This is a genomic window from Humibacter soli, assembly GCF_054779035.1.
Genome location: NZ_BAAGYX010000002.1, coordinates 417,627 through 433,157, shown reverse-complemented (window position 1 = coordinate 433,157; position 15,531 = coordinate 417,627). Strand labels below are relative to the sequence as shown.

Sequence of the window (15,531 nt, the reverse complement as noted above, 5' to 3'; positions counted from 1 at the left end):
CCAGCTGACCGGTAGCTCACCTTCACACCGTTCACGGTTGGATTGCGCGTCGGAGCATATCGATCACCGTGTGTACCGCAGTGCGGTGGGTCAGCGAATCCGGGGAACCCACGATGACCCACGAGTCGATCACTTTGCCGATTGCGGTGCTAACGGCCAGAAGCAGCCCGTCGGCGACATCGGTGCGGATCGCCCCTGCCGCCTGCCCGGCCGCCAGAGCTTTGATCAGCCATGGCACGACGGCCTGCTCGGCATCCTGCTCAGTCCGTTGTGTGGCCGCTACGCCTGTGCCCGACATCGCGTCGCGCAACAGGCTGGCGATTTGTGGTGATGCGTCCAGTTCCTCCACGAGGCGCAGACAATAGTCCTCGATCGTTGACCAGAACATGTCAGGATCGGTTGCCGCTGGGACGGGAAACGGGCCGGCGTGGGCGATCATCTGCTTTACTTGCGCGCGAAGCAGGTACCCGTACAAGTCCACTTTGTCGTCGAAGTAGTAGTACATCGACCCTTTGGAGATGCCTGTGCTGCTAATGATGTTGTTCAGCGAGGCATCCATAAACCCGCGGGTGGAGAACTCGCTAAGAGCGGCACGGAGGATGGCGTTCTGACGTTCAGCCGGAAGACCGTGGAAACGTGGTCGTGGCACGTGCGTTCAGCCGATCGGCGCAGGCGGGAGGCGGATGGGATCGATCAGGCTGCGTCCCATCGCGAGGTTCGCGATGGGTGGGATGGCCATGAGGCTCACGAAGGTGTTGCGCACCAGTAGCTGCATGCGATTGCGGGGCGCGAAAGCGGCGCCCATCCCGATGGCGGCGTCCTGCTTGCCGAGCACGAGCTGTGCCAGCCGTCGCTCGTACCCCGCGAATGCTGCCGGCAGGTTGCCGTGCGCTTCGTGCAGCTCGTATGCGAGCACGTAGGCCTCGATCATCGCCAGTGCAGAACCCTGGCCAGCTAGAAGTGAGGGCGCCGCCCCTGCGTCGCCAATCAGGGCGATGTGTCCGTGGGACCACGATGGCATCCGGATCTGGCTTGCTCTGTCCATGTAGAAGGTTCGGGCCTGCGGCATCCGCTCCAGAATATCGGGCACCTCCCAGCCGACGCTGACCATCCGATGTCGCAAAAGCTCTTGTTGTGCCGTGACGTCGTCCTGTGGCACTTCGCCGTCGTGACGGAACATGAAGCAGAACATGGTCGCGTCCTCGTGCAGTGCCAGACGTAGCACCTGGTGACCCACTTCGGTGTGCATCACCGCGACCAACTCGTCACGGGGGCGATACCCCGGGACGTCGAAGACAGCAACGGTGATGCCCAGGTAGCGTTCGAACTCCTCATCGGGACCGAATGCCAGCCTCCGCACGCGCGAATGCAAGCCATCCGCGCCAATAACGAGGTCGAACTCTCGCGGGGCACCGTGCTCGAATTCGACGTGCACTCGGCCGGCGTCCTCGTTCAGTGAGGTCACCGTGTCCGCGAATATTGTCTCTACATTGCCGTTAGCGGCTTCATAGATCGCGCGGGACAGGTCCGAGCGTCCGATTGTGACAAACCGCCCTCCGCTGATGCCGATCACGTGCCGAGGGTCAAAGTGGGCGATGCGCCGGCCGCTGCCGGAGACCTCACGGGCTTCCCGAAAGCGGTAGCCCTCTTCCATCAGGCGCGGCACGATCCCCATTCGATCGGCGACATCGAATCCGGCACCCCAGAAGTCGACAACGTATCCGCCCTCACGCAACCGCGGGGCGCGCTCGAGCAGTGTGACCTCGTGCCCGAACTTCTGCAACCAATACGCGAGGGTAGGACCGGCGATCCCCGCCCCAACAACCAACACACGCACGAGTGAACTCCCTTCGACCGTCAGTTGGACCAGCGGTCTAATCCTCCCACCGCCAGCGTTTCGTGGCAAGGAAAACGCTGGCGACCGACGGCGGGCAGCAGGCGGATCCAGCGCGATCCGGTGAGGATCGCATCCGACATGAAGGCAGCGCCTCCGACTTCCTCTGTCGCACTCACGAATCAAAATGTCTTGCTGCGAGTCTGTGCGGCGTGAGCGCCGTGAGCGGGAGGGATTGTGCGAGGCGGCGGCGGTCAGCGTCGGTGTCCTGGTACCTGAACCCGGCGAGTCGGCTGAGCACAATTCGCACCACGGGCCAGGCGAAGCGCATGCGCTGTTCGTACTCACGGACGACTTCGGCACCTTCGTCGCAGTCGAGCACCCTGCAGTCGGCACGAACGGGGCCGCGGCCGAAGTCGACCCAGGTGGGTGTGCCGGCGGTGACGTTGCGGAACCATCCGCTGTGCCGGCCGAAGCCGGACATGACGACGGCCTCGCCGGTTGTCGAGTTGTATCGCACGACTTCGACGACGACGTGGTACAGCTTGCCGGTCTTGCGACCGGTGTGGGTGAGTTGCAGGAATCGGTGTCCGAAGATCCGGCCGAGCCCCGACTTGTAGAGCGCGTTCGGTGCGCTGAGTATGCGTTTGAGCCACGACGGCATGTCGGAGTCCTTCCTCATCTGTGGTCGTCAGTCGGTGAGCATGGGGAGCTTGTTGTCGATGGTGCGTAACACGTAGTCGAGTTCTTCCTGTGTGAAGACGCCCGGATGACGCACGAGCACTTTGCCCGTCGGAGAGAGGATGACCGTATAGGGCAGGTCGGATGCTTGGAATCGTGCAGCCTGAGCACCTTTGACATCCGAGACGTTCGGAAAGGTCAGGTGGTGTTCGGTCATCGTGGCCTCGCCGTTGATGGTGGCGTCGTCGACGTCGATGCCGAGGAATTTCACCTCGTTGCCCAGTTCGGTGTGCTCTGCTTGAACTGCGTCGAGTTGGTCGCCGCAGGCGGTGCAGGTGCTCGACCAGAAGTCGAGCACCGTGTAGTCGCCGTGATCGGAGGCGCTCGAGGTTGTTGAGATCGCGGTTGAGCCACTGCTGGTGACGGCAGAACGGAGCGCGGGGCCAGTGACGGGCACGGGAGTGTCGCCGATCCCTGTGCCTCCTGCAAGCGCGGCAGGGAGCTCCTCGCCCGTCACGTGCCCTCGTTCAGATACGGGCAGCGCGTCGTCGGCCAAGACGGCGAGTCCGTGGGAGAACGGCGCGGTGTCGGCGTCTTGGGTGCCGAAGTCGGCGAGGTCGGCGTCGGTGCCGTTGGGTTTGATGATGAAGATCTCGGTGCCGTGGGCGACGGACTTGGTGGCGGGATCCAGTTGGATGTTCACCGCATACGCATGCGCGACGGCGGCGAGCTCTTTCGGTGTGCCCGTGCCGAAGTACCAGTTGTTCTCATGGGCGAGGCCGTGCTGGTTCGTCCACGTCTGCACATCGGCGGTCGATGGGTAGTAGGGGTTGGCGTTGATCGACACGAACGCAACATGCTTGCGGGCTTTCGCGCTGAGATCCTGGTCGGCGGCGATGACGTCCTGTGCAAAGAGGGCGCAGAGGTCGGCGCACCGATCATCGTTGAAGGTCAGCACGACGACATCGTTGTGGAATTGGTCAAGGGTCAGCGGCGTGTTGTCCTCGTTGGTGAGGTCGAAGCTGGGCGCCCGAACCGTGCCGTCGCCAGCCAAGGTATCCATGGTGAGCAGGTCCGCTGTCGGCTTATTGATGCCCGGACGGCCCTGATAGTCGTTCTGCTTGCCACCCCTTGAGGCGCCAGGGGCGAACATCACCACCGCGAACACACCGGCGATGAGCACGACGAGCGTGATGGCTGCGGTCGCGAAGAGCCAGCGGGATCCCCTCTGTTGCGACCCGGCAGAGACGTCGGTCGGGTGGTTCGGTCTGTCGTCCTTCATCGGCTGTTCCCTTCTTGCTGTGCAGAGTGAGAGCTCCGTGGATGCTGTCCGGTCAGGGCTAAAGCGATGAAGGCGCCGGCAACGAGTGTCATACAGAGGACTGCGCAGGCGATCCACCATGTGTCCAGCCACGACACGACGGCCGATTGCACCTGGTCGAGGATGCCGACGATCGGCGCGATGACGTCAGGTGCCCCCAGAACATGACCCCAGTACGCCATGAGGTAGAGGCCGACGAGAAGGCAAATCCCAGCGGCGATGCGGGGCAGCACACGAGCCGCCGGATGGAGCGCCCGCAACACGGCGGGACCGGCAAAGGCTGCGATCACGGAAGCCGCCGTGGCGAACAGGCCCATGCCGAGCGCGTAGGCCACGAACACCGCAATGCTCTGCACCGGAGACGCTGCAGAGAAGGAGGAGCCCACCGCAGCCACGAAGATCGGCAGCGAGCAGCTCAGCGATCCGACGGCATAAGCGGCACCGAACCCGATCATGGCGATCACGCCTCGTCCAGAGCGGAACGGAAGTCCAGGCAGGTGCAGGGCGGGCGCCCTGTCGAGCATCGAGAGCGCACCGAAGACGACGATTGCTGCGCCGACGAGGACCATCAGACAGGGCACGAAATCAGCGAGCGCGGTCTCCAGTGATGCCTCCACCACGCCGGCGAAGCCGAACACGGTGACGAAGCCGAGGGTCAGGCATCCACCCGATCGCAGGGCCGCAAGGAGTCGGGACGGCCATTGCCGGCCTACACAGTCGCCGTAGCCGTCGAGGTAGAACGTCAGATATGCCGGCAACAGGGGAAGGCCGCACGGGTTGATCAATCCGGTCAGGCCGATCGTGAACGCGTAGGCGATGGCTGCGCTGCCGATCACCGCAGACCGTCGTTCCGTGCCAGGGCCTCGTCGCGTTGGGCGAGTGCCGCGAGTGTGGCGTTGTAGGCGTCCAGGTCGATGTCTCCGAACTTCTCTGCCCGGCGTGCCTGTCGTTTCGCTAGACGGTCGTCGCCGCGTTGCCATTGCAGGAAGAGCACGCCCAGAACGAGCAGCGTGGGGAGTTCGGTGAACGCCCATGCGATCCCCCCGGCGGCCTGCTGATCCGCCAACGGGGTCGAGGTGGCCCACGGCAGGGCGGTCGCGTAGTACGTCACCATGACGGTGGTGGCCATCATGAACACGATGCCGAAGAATGCGTGGAAGGGAACCGTCACGCTGAGTTCGGCGATCCGCAGCACCGGTCGGGAGAACGCGCCCATCAGCCCGCCACCGCGGCGGGGCGAAGGGTCGACGCCGAGGATGCCCCAGAAGTACAGGCATCCGATGACCAGGAAGTGCCCGAGCATCAGATTGTGCCCCCACCAGGTGGACATCAGCCAGTCGAACAACGTCGTGAAGTAGAGGGCGTAGAGGCTGAACAGGAACAGCACGACGGTGACCACGGGACTTGCCACGATCGTGGCGAAACGCGAGTGCAAGAACATCAGCAAAAGTCGCCGCGGACTTCGCGTGCCGCCGGGCGTTGGCAATGTGCGAAGCATCAGCGTGACAGGTGCGCCCAGCATGAGCAGGACCGGGGTCACCATTCCGATCACCATGTGCTGCACCATGTGCACGCTGAAGAAGTCCATGCCGTAGCCATCGAAGCCGGTCGCCGTCATCAGCTCGAGGCTGAACACCCCGAGCATCCACCACACCGTGCGTCCCGCCGGCCACCGGTCGCCGCGGCGGCGCAGCACGAGAATCCCGGCCAGGTAAGACAGCGCCAGTAACACGCCGAGGACGGGGAAGATCGGGATCGGCTGAGGATGAAACGCAAACAAGCGATAGTACGTGAGCGGTTGATCGGGCATCCACATCGGGCCGGTCATCGACATCGGGCCGCCCATCGGGCCAGCCCCACCCATGCCGCTGCCTCCCATGCCGCTGCCACCCGTCGAGCCGAAGGAGAGCAGAGCCAGGAGCGACTCAGACGTCATCGATCAACCTCCGAGTCGCAGCCGCTTGCGTTCTTACAATAGTTGCATTAATACAAGTCATCTTGTGGTGAAGCTGTGACGGGTGCGGAGCGGCCTCGTCCCCGGGGAGCCGCCCGTGCGGTGGAATAGTGGAGGTGCCCGCACGGCTCGCGGGCGGGAAGGACGTGAATGCGATGACGCGTCGCGAGAACTCCGCCGGCGACGAGGCGGTGTCCGCGGTCCTCACCGCGTCGCGAGCCATGCTCGGCGTCATCGCCCGATCGTTCGCCGACGTGTTGGAAACGGTGTCGCTCCCCCAGTTCCGCGTGCTGGTGCTGCTGAGCGCCCTGGGTCCGCAGCGCACAGGTATCTTGGCCGAGCGACTCGGAGCCAATCTCTCCACGTTCAGCCGATCGCTGGATCGGATGGTCGCCTCTGGCTGGGTGAGACGGGAGCAGAACCCGGGGAGCCGTCGCGAGGTCATCATCGCCCTCACCCCCGAGGGCGAGAGCATCGTCAACGACGTCACCAATCGCCGCCGGGCCGACTTCCGTGCCATCCTCGCGCAGCTCAGTCCGGCCCAGCAGAAGCAGGTGTTCGAGGCATTCGACCTCTTCAACGCCGCCGCCGGAGAACCGACCGTCGAAGATCTCCTGCCGCTCGGCCTGTAGCCATACTTCGCACGGCGACCATGCCATACGTGGCGCTCGAGAGTCGATTCCACGAATAATTTCATTTCTGCAACTGTTGTAGTCTCGCAAGCACCGCGCCCTGAAATACTCGGAGGTTCGCGGATTCTGCATGCACAGTTGTGAGGACTGGAATGACCGATCCTGCGCTCCGGCCGCCCAGCCGATTCATGCGTATCACCGACCGCATCGCCGCAGGCCTGCGCGGCTCCCGTGCCGGATTGTTCGTGATCTCGATCATCGTCGGAGTGGGCGCTGGGTTGGGTGCTGTCCTCTTCCGGTACCTTGTCTCGTTCTTCACCTGGGTGTTCACGGGGCAGACCGAGTTCGGGCAGGACGGATGGGTGGGCAGCACTCATCTGCCGTGGCTGGGCCTGGGGTTTCTCGTCGTGGTGCCGGTGATCGGCGGCCTCCTGTACGGGCCGCTGGTCTACCGGTTCGCCAGGGAAGCACGAGGACACGGTGTACCAGAGGTGATGATCGCGGTCGCGGAGAACGGAGGCCGCATCCGACCCCAAGTCTCCGTGGTAAAGGCACTGGCCTCGGCGATCACGATCGGCACCGGCGGCTCGGTCGGACGTGAGGGTCCGATCGTGCAGATCGGATCGGCCCTGGCATCCACCCTCGGCCAGTGGATAAGGATGCCCGAGAACCGGATGCGGATCCTGGTCGCGTGCGGTGCAGGCGGTGGCATCGCAGCCACATTCAACGCGCCCATCACCGGGGTGTTCTTCGGGGTCGAGATCATCCTGCGCGAGATGTCGGTGGATGCCTTGTTCGCCGTCATGCTCTCAGCGATGGTCGCCGACGCCGTCGCCATCCCGTTCCTCGGAAACGAGCACTTCCTCACCGGCTTCCCCGCCGGCATCGTGCTGCACGACCCGCGCAACTACCTGTTGATCGCGGGACTCGCTGTGATCGCCGCACTGATCGGACTGCTGTTCAAGACCGTGCTCTACGGGCTGGAAGATCTCGCCGACCGCCTCTGGAAAGGTCGACCCGAATGGTTGCGGCCCGCAGTCGGAGGGCTCGTCCTCGGCCTGGTCCTGCTCGCGCTGCCTCAGATGTACGGGGTGGGATACCCCGTCATGTTCAAAACGGTGGCCGGTGACTATGCCCTCTGGTTCCTGCTGATCCTTGCCGCTGGAAAGATCCTGGCCACCAGCATCAGTCTCGCCATCGGCGGCTCCGGCGGCATCTTTGCACCATCCCTGTTCATAGGAGTCACCTCCGGCATGGCATTCGGCGTCATCGTCGATCACCTCTTCGGCCCCAGCGCAGGCAATCCTGCCCTCTACGCCGTTGTCGCCATGGGGGCCGTGTTCGCCTCCGCCGCCCGCGCACCGCTGACCTCATTCGCCAGCGTCGTGGAGATGACGGGCGACTTCACCCTCACGTTGCCGGTCATGCTCGCCGTGGCAATCGCCACCGCCGTCTCCCGGGGTCTCAGCTACGGGACCATCTACACCACCAAGCTTCTGCGCCGAGGGCAAGACATCGACCGTGCCGCTCCGTGGCGCGCCTTCGCCGACCTCACCGCAGCACAGGTCATGAGGCCGCTCCGCACTCCGATCGAACTCGCCAACGTACGCCACAACACGACACCAAGCCACACGGACGCGGCTCCGAATGCCGATGACGCCGACCTCCCCGGCACAGTCACACACGGCCGCGACCCGCAAGCCGTATTCGCAACCGAGTCGATAACCGACGTGCTCCGCCAGCTCGACGAATACGGACGCGATGGTCTTCCCGTGCTCTCCGATGACGGTCGCCACATCCAGGGCTGGATCACGAACCACTCCGCGATCCAGACCGTGACCCGCGAGCTCGGCAAACACGTCACCGTCATCCCCGTCGACGAGTACACCGGCGGAGCCGGCCACCACTCCCCAGCAGGTGCGGCAACACCACTGACCGGCTACCAGCTGCTTGAAGTAACAATCCCACCGACATCTCCGGTTCTCGGAAAGAAGCTGGGCACCATAACCTGGCCGCCCGGCCATCTGCCAGTCTCCTACGCACGTGGTCCCCGCCTCCGGCAGCCCGACCCAGAGATCACGATCGCGATCGGCGACCGCATCAACCTCCTCACCCGCACCACCACAGCGAGGGACGAGACACCATAGCGCAAACCCTCCTGTGAATCCGTGTCGGCGGGAGCAGGTGCTCAGAAGGGTTGGACGGATGCTCGGAAGGGCGTGAGCGGGTTCCGGATGGGGTAGTTGGGGATAAGGTTGCGTCGGTGCGCCGGGAAGTCTGGTCGGCAGGTGGTTGGACCTGACTGGAGGCGCCGGTGACCGGGAGTGTGTCGTTTGCGATCACGGTCACTGTGGTGTCCGGGGCGTTGGTGCTGGCGGTGCTCTCACAGCTGCTGAGCCAGCGTGTGCGCATCCCGGCGCCAGTTTTCTTCCTCGTCGCCGCCGCTCTGGCCGCACTCCTTCTTCCACCGGTATCCACCGCGGGAAGGCTCCTGGACGAGCGGATCGTGAGCGTGGCCTTGGCGTTCATCCTCTTCGACGGCGGGATGCACATCGGGTGGAGACGATTCCGTGCCGCAAGCGGCCCGATCCTGTGGCTCGGAATCGCCGGGACCGCGGCAACGGCCGCCGCGATTGCTGCAGCCGCGCATTTCGTTTTCGGTCTGAACACGACTGCATCGCTGCTGTTGGGGGCCGCGTTGTCTCCGACCGACCCGGCCGTCGTCTTCTCAGTCCTGGGGCGTCGCGAGATCGGCGGAAGCAGCGGCACGATCCTCGAGGGCGAATCCGGAGCCAACGACCCCGTGGGAATTGCGATCATGGCCAGTCTGCTAGCCGCGACCGGGACCGGGTGGACAGCCGTCGGAAGCGGGCTTCTAGAATTCGCGCTGCAGCTCGGAATCGGTGCGGCGGTGGGAATCCTCGGCGGCATCGGTTTGCGCTTTCTGCTGCGCAGACTCGTGCTGCCCAGTGGCGCTCTGGCCTCTGTCCTCGCCGTCTCGGCAGCCGCGTTCCTCTATGGCCTCGGCACCGTGGCGGGCGGATCCGGCTTCCTGTCAGTCTTCGTCGCGGGCATCCTCATCGGCGACATGCGCGCGCCCTACAAAACGGAGGTCCAGCGCTTCAGTTCTGGAATCGCAAGCCTCTCGGAGATCGTCGCCTTCGCGGTACTCGGGCTCACCGTCGAACTGAAAGTGGTCGCCGACCCGGCAATCCTCTTGAGCGGTCTCGGCATCGCCGCCCTGCTCATCTTCGTCATCCGCCCCGTGTTCGTCGGACTGCTCTCACTGCCGATCAGGATCAGCTGGGGTGAGCGCGGCTTCATACTCTGGGCGGGACTCAAAGGAGCGGTCCCGATCCTGCTCGGGCTGCTGATCGTCAGCTCCGACACACCGCACGCCCACGAGCTCTACGCCGTCATCTTCGTCGTCGTCCTCACCTCCGTGCTTCTACAAGGCACCCTGGTACCCGTGCTCGCCCCACTCCTGCATGTTCCGATGCGAGAGATCCCGCCGCGACCCTGGTCGCTGGACATCCGCTTCGCCTCACCGCCCGCGACCTTACACAGACACGAAGTGCAAGAAGGATCCACCGCCGAGGGTGCCCTCGTCGGCCAACTCATCGCCGGCGAGCATGCGTGGATCACTCTCATCAGCCGCAACGGTCACATGATCCCTGTCCGCACCACTACGCGCTTACACGCTGGCGATGTCGTCCTCACTGACATCGACGACAACCACGACATCACCAGCCTTTTCCGCGCCACCCACTAATCAACATCCGGCCGCCCGGTCACCTCGCATACCGGCGGATCTCTCGAAACTCACGGGGTGCCCTTGGAGCGAATCGGAATCTAGGAAGGCGGTCAGCGCGCTAACCGCTGGAATAACATTTGGCTCTCCCCCTCTGTAAGGTCATGGGCTATACGGCTCGTCGCACCGTGACGATCCGCGTCAACCAGCTGAGCTGATCTGCGGACACATCTGCAGCATCGGAGGAAGACAGCGAACGACGCCTCGCTAAGGCAGCAGATCGTCATCTGGAGTACGCGCCACAGAATGTGCTCGGACGTCGTGGCGAAATGTAGTCCTGACCGCCGGAAGCCCGAGGAAATCGAACGATGGCCACGCCAACAACGGCCAAGCACATCAAAACGACGACCACAAAACTCAAGACGGGCGCGCGGCGCCTCTGACCACCAGTCGTGGTGATCCTGTGCGTTATGCGAGACAGGTCATCTCGACCGACACGAACTGTTCCGACTCCCCTGGACCGGCATAAACACCGCGGAGGGGAGCCACGTCGTCGTAGTCGCGGCCGTGGCCGACGAGCACGTGACGGTCGCCGATCTCGATGAGGTTGGTCGGGTCGAATCCGCGCCAGGCTCCGCTGAACCATTCGACCCACGCGTGCGACTCACCACTGACGGTCTCGCCGGTCTGTGGGTCCTGGCTGGGGTGAAGGTATCCGGAGACGTAGCGCGCGGGGATGCCGATGGAACGGAGTGCTCCAAGTGCCACGTGCACGATGTCCTGGCAGACTCCGCTGCGCTTCTCCCATGCTTCGGCCGCGGTGGAGTGAACTCCGGTGGACCCCGGCACGTACTGCATGGCCTCGCCGATCCGGCGACAGATGAGCATCGCGGCGGGATCGGGCGCGTGCGTTTCGGTCCTGCAGTCCCGAGCGAGGCGCACCACGTCGTCGGTCGGGTTCGTGCGCGGAGTCTGTCGCACCTGTTCGATGTAACCGACGGTGAGGGCGGCGGCGCGAGTCACTGTGCGCCAGTCTGCGGGTGAGGCAGGCGGGAGTCGCGGCGTGAGCTCGACGAGGCTGCGCGCCGTGAGGATGAGCTCGCTGTGCGGGACGATCACCTCGAACGCCGTCACCTGGGTGCCCCAGTAGTCGAAGTATCCGAACTGCCGCCCGCCAGGGGTGACTTCGAGGTCGGAGGAGAGTACGAGCTGCCCTTCCCCGCGGGCGGGGAGCATCCGCGCTTCGTTGTAGGACGCCGTCACCTCCTCGGGGTATCGGAACCCCGTCCTGTGCAGGACGTGCATGCGTCTCATGACATTTCACCCACCCAGGTCGGAAGCGCATTGGTCGGGAAGTACCGTGTCCGAACCGCGTCGCTCGTATTGCTCGTCGCGCGCTGCACCGCCGCCATGTTCGCCGGCAGGTCGTCGACGATGTCTCCGATCAACCGGTACTCGAGTCCGCTGATCACCTGCCCGAGGAGCAGCGCGGCTCTGTCAGACACGCCTACGCGCGCGGTCGCCGGCTCGAGGTCCCGCACAGCTAACGCCGCATGCGAGAGCGAATACATGATCGATCGCGGGAACAGCCGGTCCAGGAGAAGGAACTCGGCGGCATTGCGTGACGAGGCGACACCCCGATACGTCCGCAGGTATGCCTCGTAGGCGCTGCAGGATCGCAGGATGGTGGTCCAGCTCACACCTGATGCGTGCGTCAGCGATCTCGTCGCGAGCAGCCTGGCGGTCATGTCCGCTCGTTCGAGGTTGCGACCGAGTCGGTAGAAGTGCCAGGCCTCGTCGCGGGCCATGAGCGATTCGTTGATGCCCACCGCCAGGGACACGCGGTCGCGCACCCAGTGGAAATACGTGTGAACCTTGTCCGGCCTGACCTGTTGCGGAATCTCGGCGGTCGTCGTGTTGAGGCATTCCCAGAGCTCCGTCGACACGATCTCTCTCGCGCGTCTCGCGTTCTCCCGTGCCGACCACAGGCTGAAGGCGATGGATGCCGGCTGTTGCCGGTCGACCGCGAGCAGCCTCAACACATCGTCGCGGCCCACAGCGGGCATCGGTTCGGCAGCGACGAGGCTCGGGACATCCCCGGCTGACGCTGCCACGCCCATGACGGCGAGCAGCGATCGGCAGGCTTCGTCCTCCTGGGTCCACGGATCCTCCAGCAACAGCTGCAGATGAGCATCGAGAATTCGAGCTGTCCCGTCGGCACGCTCGAGGTACCGGCCGATCCAGAAGAGGGACTCCGCGATCCGGCTGAGCATCACGGCTCCTGGGATTGCTGTTGTTGCTGCTGCTGCTCCTGGTCGTACTGCGATACCCCGACTGGAGCGGCGGTCGGAGTGTGTAAGGGGCCGAGATCAGGCGGGGCGGCTCCGCCCGGCACGGTCTGGGCGGCGACGACGTCGCGCACCCTCGGCACCTCGGTGCCGTGCGCGACCGGCATCTCGCCTGTGCGAAGGCGCTCGTGGCCTTCCAGCACCCAGGTATCCTTCGAGCCCCCGCCCTGCGAGGAGTTCACCACCAGTTGACCAGCCGGCAACGCCACCCTCGTGAGCCCACCCGGAAGCACCCAGACGTCATCGCCGTCGTTGACCGCGAACGGTCTCAGATCGGAATGGCGGGGACGGATGCCGTCATCCACGAGCGTGGGAATCGTCGACAGCTGCACGACCGGCTGGGCGATCCAGCCTCGCGGGTCATCCAGGAGTCGCTCGCGGAGCTCGCCCAGCTCGCGCCTGGAGGCGTCCGGACCCACGACGAGTCCCTTGCCTCCGGAGCCGTTGACCGGCTTGACCACGAGCTCGTCCAGCCGATCCAGCACTTCTTCCAGTGCCCCGGGATCCTCCAGCCGCCACGTGTCCACGTTCGGCAGCAGCGGATCCTCGGACAGGTAGTACCTGATGAGGTTCGGCACATAGGTGTACACGAGTTTGTCGTCGGCGACACCATTGCCGACGGCGTTGGCGAGGGTGACGTTGCCGCGACGCGCCACGGCCAGCAGTCCCGGCGGGCCGAGCACTGAATCCGAGCGGAATTGGAGCGGATCGAGAAAGTCGTCGTCGACACGCCGATAGATGACATCGACTCGAGCCGGACCGTTGGTGGTGCGCATCCACACGTGACCGTCGGCGCAAAACAGGTCGCGTCCCTCGACGAGTTCCACCCCCATCAGACGTGCCAGCAGCGTGTGCTCGTAATACGCCGAGTTGAAGACGCCGGGCGTGAGCACGACGATCGTCGGATCTGCGACGTCTTCCGGTGCCGCGGCCTTCAACGCACCCAGAAGTCGGTACGGATAGTCGCCGACCGGCCGCACGCGCATGCTCTGGAACAGTTCGGGAAGCGTCTGCGCCATGACCCGCCGGTTCGAGATGACATAGCTCACCCCGCTCGGCACACGCACGTTATCCTCCAGCACCCGCATGACCCCCGACTCATCGCGGATCAGATCGATCCCTGCAACCTGGATCCGAACGCCGTTCGGACTCTCGATGCCGTACGCCTGCCGATAGAAATGTGCTGACGACCCGATCACGGAAGCCGGGATCACGCCGTCACGCACACACGACTGCCATCCGTACACGTCGGCGAGCAGAGCCTCGAGCGCTCTGACACGCTGTTTCACCCCCGCCTCGACCATCGCCCATTCGTCGGCGTCTATCACGCGGGGAACCGCGTCCAGTGGGAACGGCCGCTCCTCCCCCGCGAAGTCGAACGTGACGCCCTGGGCCAGATACGAACTCGCAAGGGACTCGGTGCGGCCCCGGAGCTCGTCCTGGGTCATCTGCGCGAGCGCGGCGTACACGTCCGCATAGCTAGACCTCGGATCCGCGACCCCTGCGCGGGGATCGGCGAACATCTCATCCCACGCCAGCGCTCTTGGCTCGGAAAGTGCCAACTCCGTCGTGCTCGTGTAACCGTGAAAGAGGTCGCCCATGCGGCGACAGTATGCCCACTAGATTGCGGGGGTGTTGCCCGGTCGTTACCGCGGTCGGCTCCGTCGCAGGGAAGAGCTACCCCATCGGGGACGACACTTCTACTCCGAAATCTCCAGGACCGCATCGAGATCAGTGTCGACCGTTCGGGCGGACTAGAGGGCGAACGGCGCGGCGCCGACCAGCGGCGGAACGTCGATATGCTCAATGCGCGCGAAGCGCTATATCTGTCCCGAGGACGCTGGCGCGGTCGTGTTCGTCGTAGCATTCCTCACGCGTTGCCGCGTGGAGCGAAGCCGCAATTGAGGTTTCATCTCGTGATCCGACGTGGCCCGATGGATTGGCGTACGACGGCCGGCATAGGAACCAGCACCTCAGTTGGTGACTGCTCGGTGACAAGGCGCTCGAGAGCGAGTCGCCCCATCTCCTCGTGGGGCAGCGCGATCGAGGTCAAGCCTGGCAAGACATAACTGGCGATCTCGTCGTCATCGAAACTGACTACCGAGACATCATCGGGGATGCTTAGACCTCTCTGCTGAATCGCCTGATACGCCCCGAACGCAAGTCGATCGTTGAGACAGAGAAATGCGTCAGGAACGCATTCCTCGAGTTGCGTCCGCACGATCCGGTAGCCCTCTTGGGGCTCCCACTCTTCGCTTCCTCCCTGAACCACGAACTCTGCCCCATCTCGAGCCATCTGCGCGTCAATGCCTGCGAGCCGGCGGCGAAGCGACAGTGACGGCGAGCCTCCGATCCCTGTCGCATGGTCGTATCCCACGAGCGCGATTCGACGGTGACCAACCTCCGTCAGCAGGCGAACGGCTGTCTCGCCGCCACGGAAGTCATCCGGCAAGATCGACTGTGGATATCGGGGGTTTGTCGCGTTTAGCAGCACAACGTGAACCGAATCTGGGAAGTCCGGAATCTGCACCTCGCGAGCTGTCATCGCCGCGATGATGATCCCGTCGACTGCGCGATCCAGAACGGTGTGCACCGCCCGTTCCTCCCGCGTCGACTCCCCCTCCGTCTCGACGACCAGTAGCACCATCCCCCGCTCATCAGCCGCCTTCATCGCGCCACGGATTAGCCTGCTCGCGAACCGAGTGGTCGCGACGAAGTCCGAGACGAACGCGACCGTGTGAGTCCGGTCGGTCCGCAGACTCTGCGCGGCGATGTTCGGTCGGTAGCCAAGTTCTCGGGCAGCCTCACGAACGCGCGCGCGCGTATCCTCGGCCAATCGAGCACTGACGCCGTTCAACGCCAGCGACGCAGACGCGGACGACACCCCGGCACGTCGAGCCACGTCGGCCAGAGTCACTCGCTTCTCCATCCACGCTCCCTCCGAGCAACATCACGAGTCCTGGGAGCATCTTGACACGCCACCGGCGATGTGTTCATATTTTGCTAAATC

At 64.5% G+C, this 15,531-nt stretch carries 13 protein-coding genes; 3 read left to right on the top strand and 10 right to left on the bottom strand.

Going from position 1 to position 15,531, the window contains the following annotated elements; all coding sequences use genetic code 11:
* Positions 1-31 precede the first annotated feature (31 nt).
* The 6 genes from ACYVDN_RS15090 to ACYVDN_RS15065 form a co-directional block, all read right to left on the bottom strand.
* Positions 32-649 carry a TetR/AcrR family transcriptional regulator gene (locus ACYVDN_RS15090; protein ID WP_460573002.1) on the bottom strand — a complete coding sequence of 206 codons (618 nt, stop codon included), beginning with the start codon at positions 647-649 and terminating at the stop codon, positions 32-34.
* Between the two features lie 6 nt (positions 650-655).
* Positions 656-1,831 carry an FAD-binding domain gene (locus ACYVDN_RS15085; protein WP_460573534.1) on the bottom strand — a complete coding sequence of 392 codons (1,176 nt, stop codon included), beginning with the start codon at positions 1,829-1,831 and terminating at the stop codon, positions 656-658.
* Positions 1,832-2,009: 178 nt separating this feature from the next.
* Positions 2,010-2,498 carry a nitroreductase family deazaflavin-dependent oxidoreductase gene (locus ACYVDN_RS15080; protein ID WP_460573001.1) on the bottom strand — a complete coding sequence of 163 codons (489 nt, stop codon included), beginning with the start codon at positions 2,496-2,498 and terminating at the stop codon, positions 2,010-2,012.
* A gap of 27 nt (positions 2,499-2,525) precedes the next feature.
* On the bottom strand, positions 2,526-3,797 hold the full coding sequence (locus ACYVDN_RS15075) for a redoxin domain-containing protein (RefSeq protein WP_460573000.1): 1,272 nt from the start codon (positions 3,795-3,797) through the stop codon (positions 2,526-2,528).
* A complete protein-coding gene (locus ACYVDN_RS15070) occupies positions 3,794-4,672 on the bottom strand; it encodes a cytochrome c biogenesis CcdA family protein (protein ID WP_460572999.1) in 879 nt (292 codons plus the stop codon). The genes ACYVDN_RS15075 and ACYVDN_RS15070 overlap by 4 nt, the downstream gene beginning before the upstream one ends.
* Positions 4,669-5,772 carry a cytochrome c oxidase assembly protein gene (locus ACYVDN_RS15065; protein ID WP_460572998.1) on the bottom strand — a complete coding sequence of 368 codons (1,104 nt, stop codon included), beginning with the start codon at positions 5,770-5,772 and terminating at the stop codon, positions 4,669-4,671. The genes ACYVDN_RS15070 and ACYVDN_RS15065 overlap by 4 nt, the downstream gene beginning before the upstream one ends.
* Positions 5,773-5,906: 134 nt before the next feature.
* On the opposite strand from ACYVDN_RS15065, the gene ACYVDN_RS15060 reads away from it, so the two are divergent.
* The 3 genes from ACYVDN_RS15060 to ACYVDN_RS15050 all read left to right on the top strand — a co-directional run bounded on the left by ACYVDN_RS15060 (position 5,907) and on the right by ACYVDN_RS15050 (position 10,194).
* Positions 5,907-6,422 carry a MarR family winged helix-turn-helix transcriptional regulator gene (locus tag ACYVDN_RS15060; RefSeq protein WP_460572997.1) on the top strand — a complete coding sequence of 172 codons (516 nt, stop codon included), beginning with the start codon at positions 5,907-5,909 and terminating at the stop codon, positions 6,420-6,422.
* Positions 6,423-6,574: 152 nt separating this feature from the next.
* Positions 6,575-8,569, top strand: coding sequence for a chloride channel protein (locus tag ACYVDN_RS15055; RefSeq protein WP_460572996.1), 1,995 nt, complete (start codon positions 6,575-6,577; stop codon positions 8,567-8,569).
* Between the two features lie 167 nt (positions 8,570-8,736).
* Positions 8,737-10,194, top strand: coding sequence for a cation:proton antiporter domain-containing protein (locus ACYVDN_RS15050; RefSeq protein ID WP_460572995.1), 1,458 nt, complete (start codon positions 8,737-8,739; stop codon positions 10,192-10,194).
* Between the two features lie 447 nt (positions 10,195-10,641).
* Here the strand turns inward: ACYVDN_RS15050 and ACYVDN_RS15045 are convergent, their stop codons facing one another.
* The 4 genes from ACYVDN_RS15045 to ACYVDN_RS15030 all read right to left on the bottom strand — a co-directional run bounded on the left by ACYVDN_RS15045 (position 10,642) and on the right by ACYVDN_RS15030 (position 15,450).
* Positions 10,642-11,487 (bottom strand): transglutaminase family protein, encoded by an 846-nt coding sequence (locus ACYVDN_RS15045; protein WP_460572994.1) that lies wholly within the window; start codon positions 11,485-11,487, stop codon positions 10,642-10,644.
* Entirely contained in the window at positions 11,484-12,446 is a 963-nt protein-coding gene (locus ACYVDN_RS15040; RefSeq protein ID WP_460572993.1) for an alpha-E domain-containing protein, read from the bottom strand. The genes ACYVDN_RS15045 and ACYVDN_RS15040 overlap by 4 nt, the downstream gene beginning before the upstream one ends.
* Positions 12,446-14,122 (bottom strand): circularly permuted type 2 ATP-grasp protein, encoded by a 1,677-nt coding sequence (locus ACYVDN_RS15035; RefSeq protein ID WP_460572992.1) that lies wholly within the window; start codon positions 14,120-14,122, stop codon positions 12,446-12,448. Before ACYVDN_RS15035 ends, ACYVDN_RS15040 begins: the two co-directional genes overlap by 1 nt.
* Before the next feature lie 308 nt (positions 14,123-14,430).
* A complete protein-coding gene (locus ACYVDN_RS15030) occupies positions 14,431-15,450 on the bottom strand; it encodes a LacI family DNA-binding transcriptional regulator (protein ID WP_460572991.1) in 1,020 nt (339 codons plus the stop codon).
* Positions 15,451-15,531 lie beyond the last annotated feature (81 nt).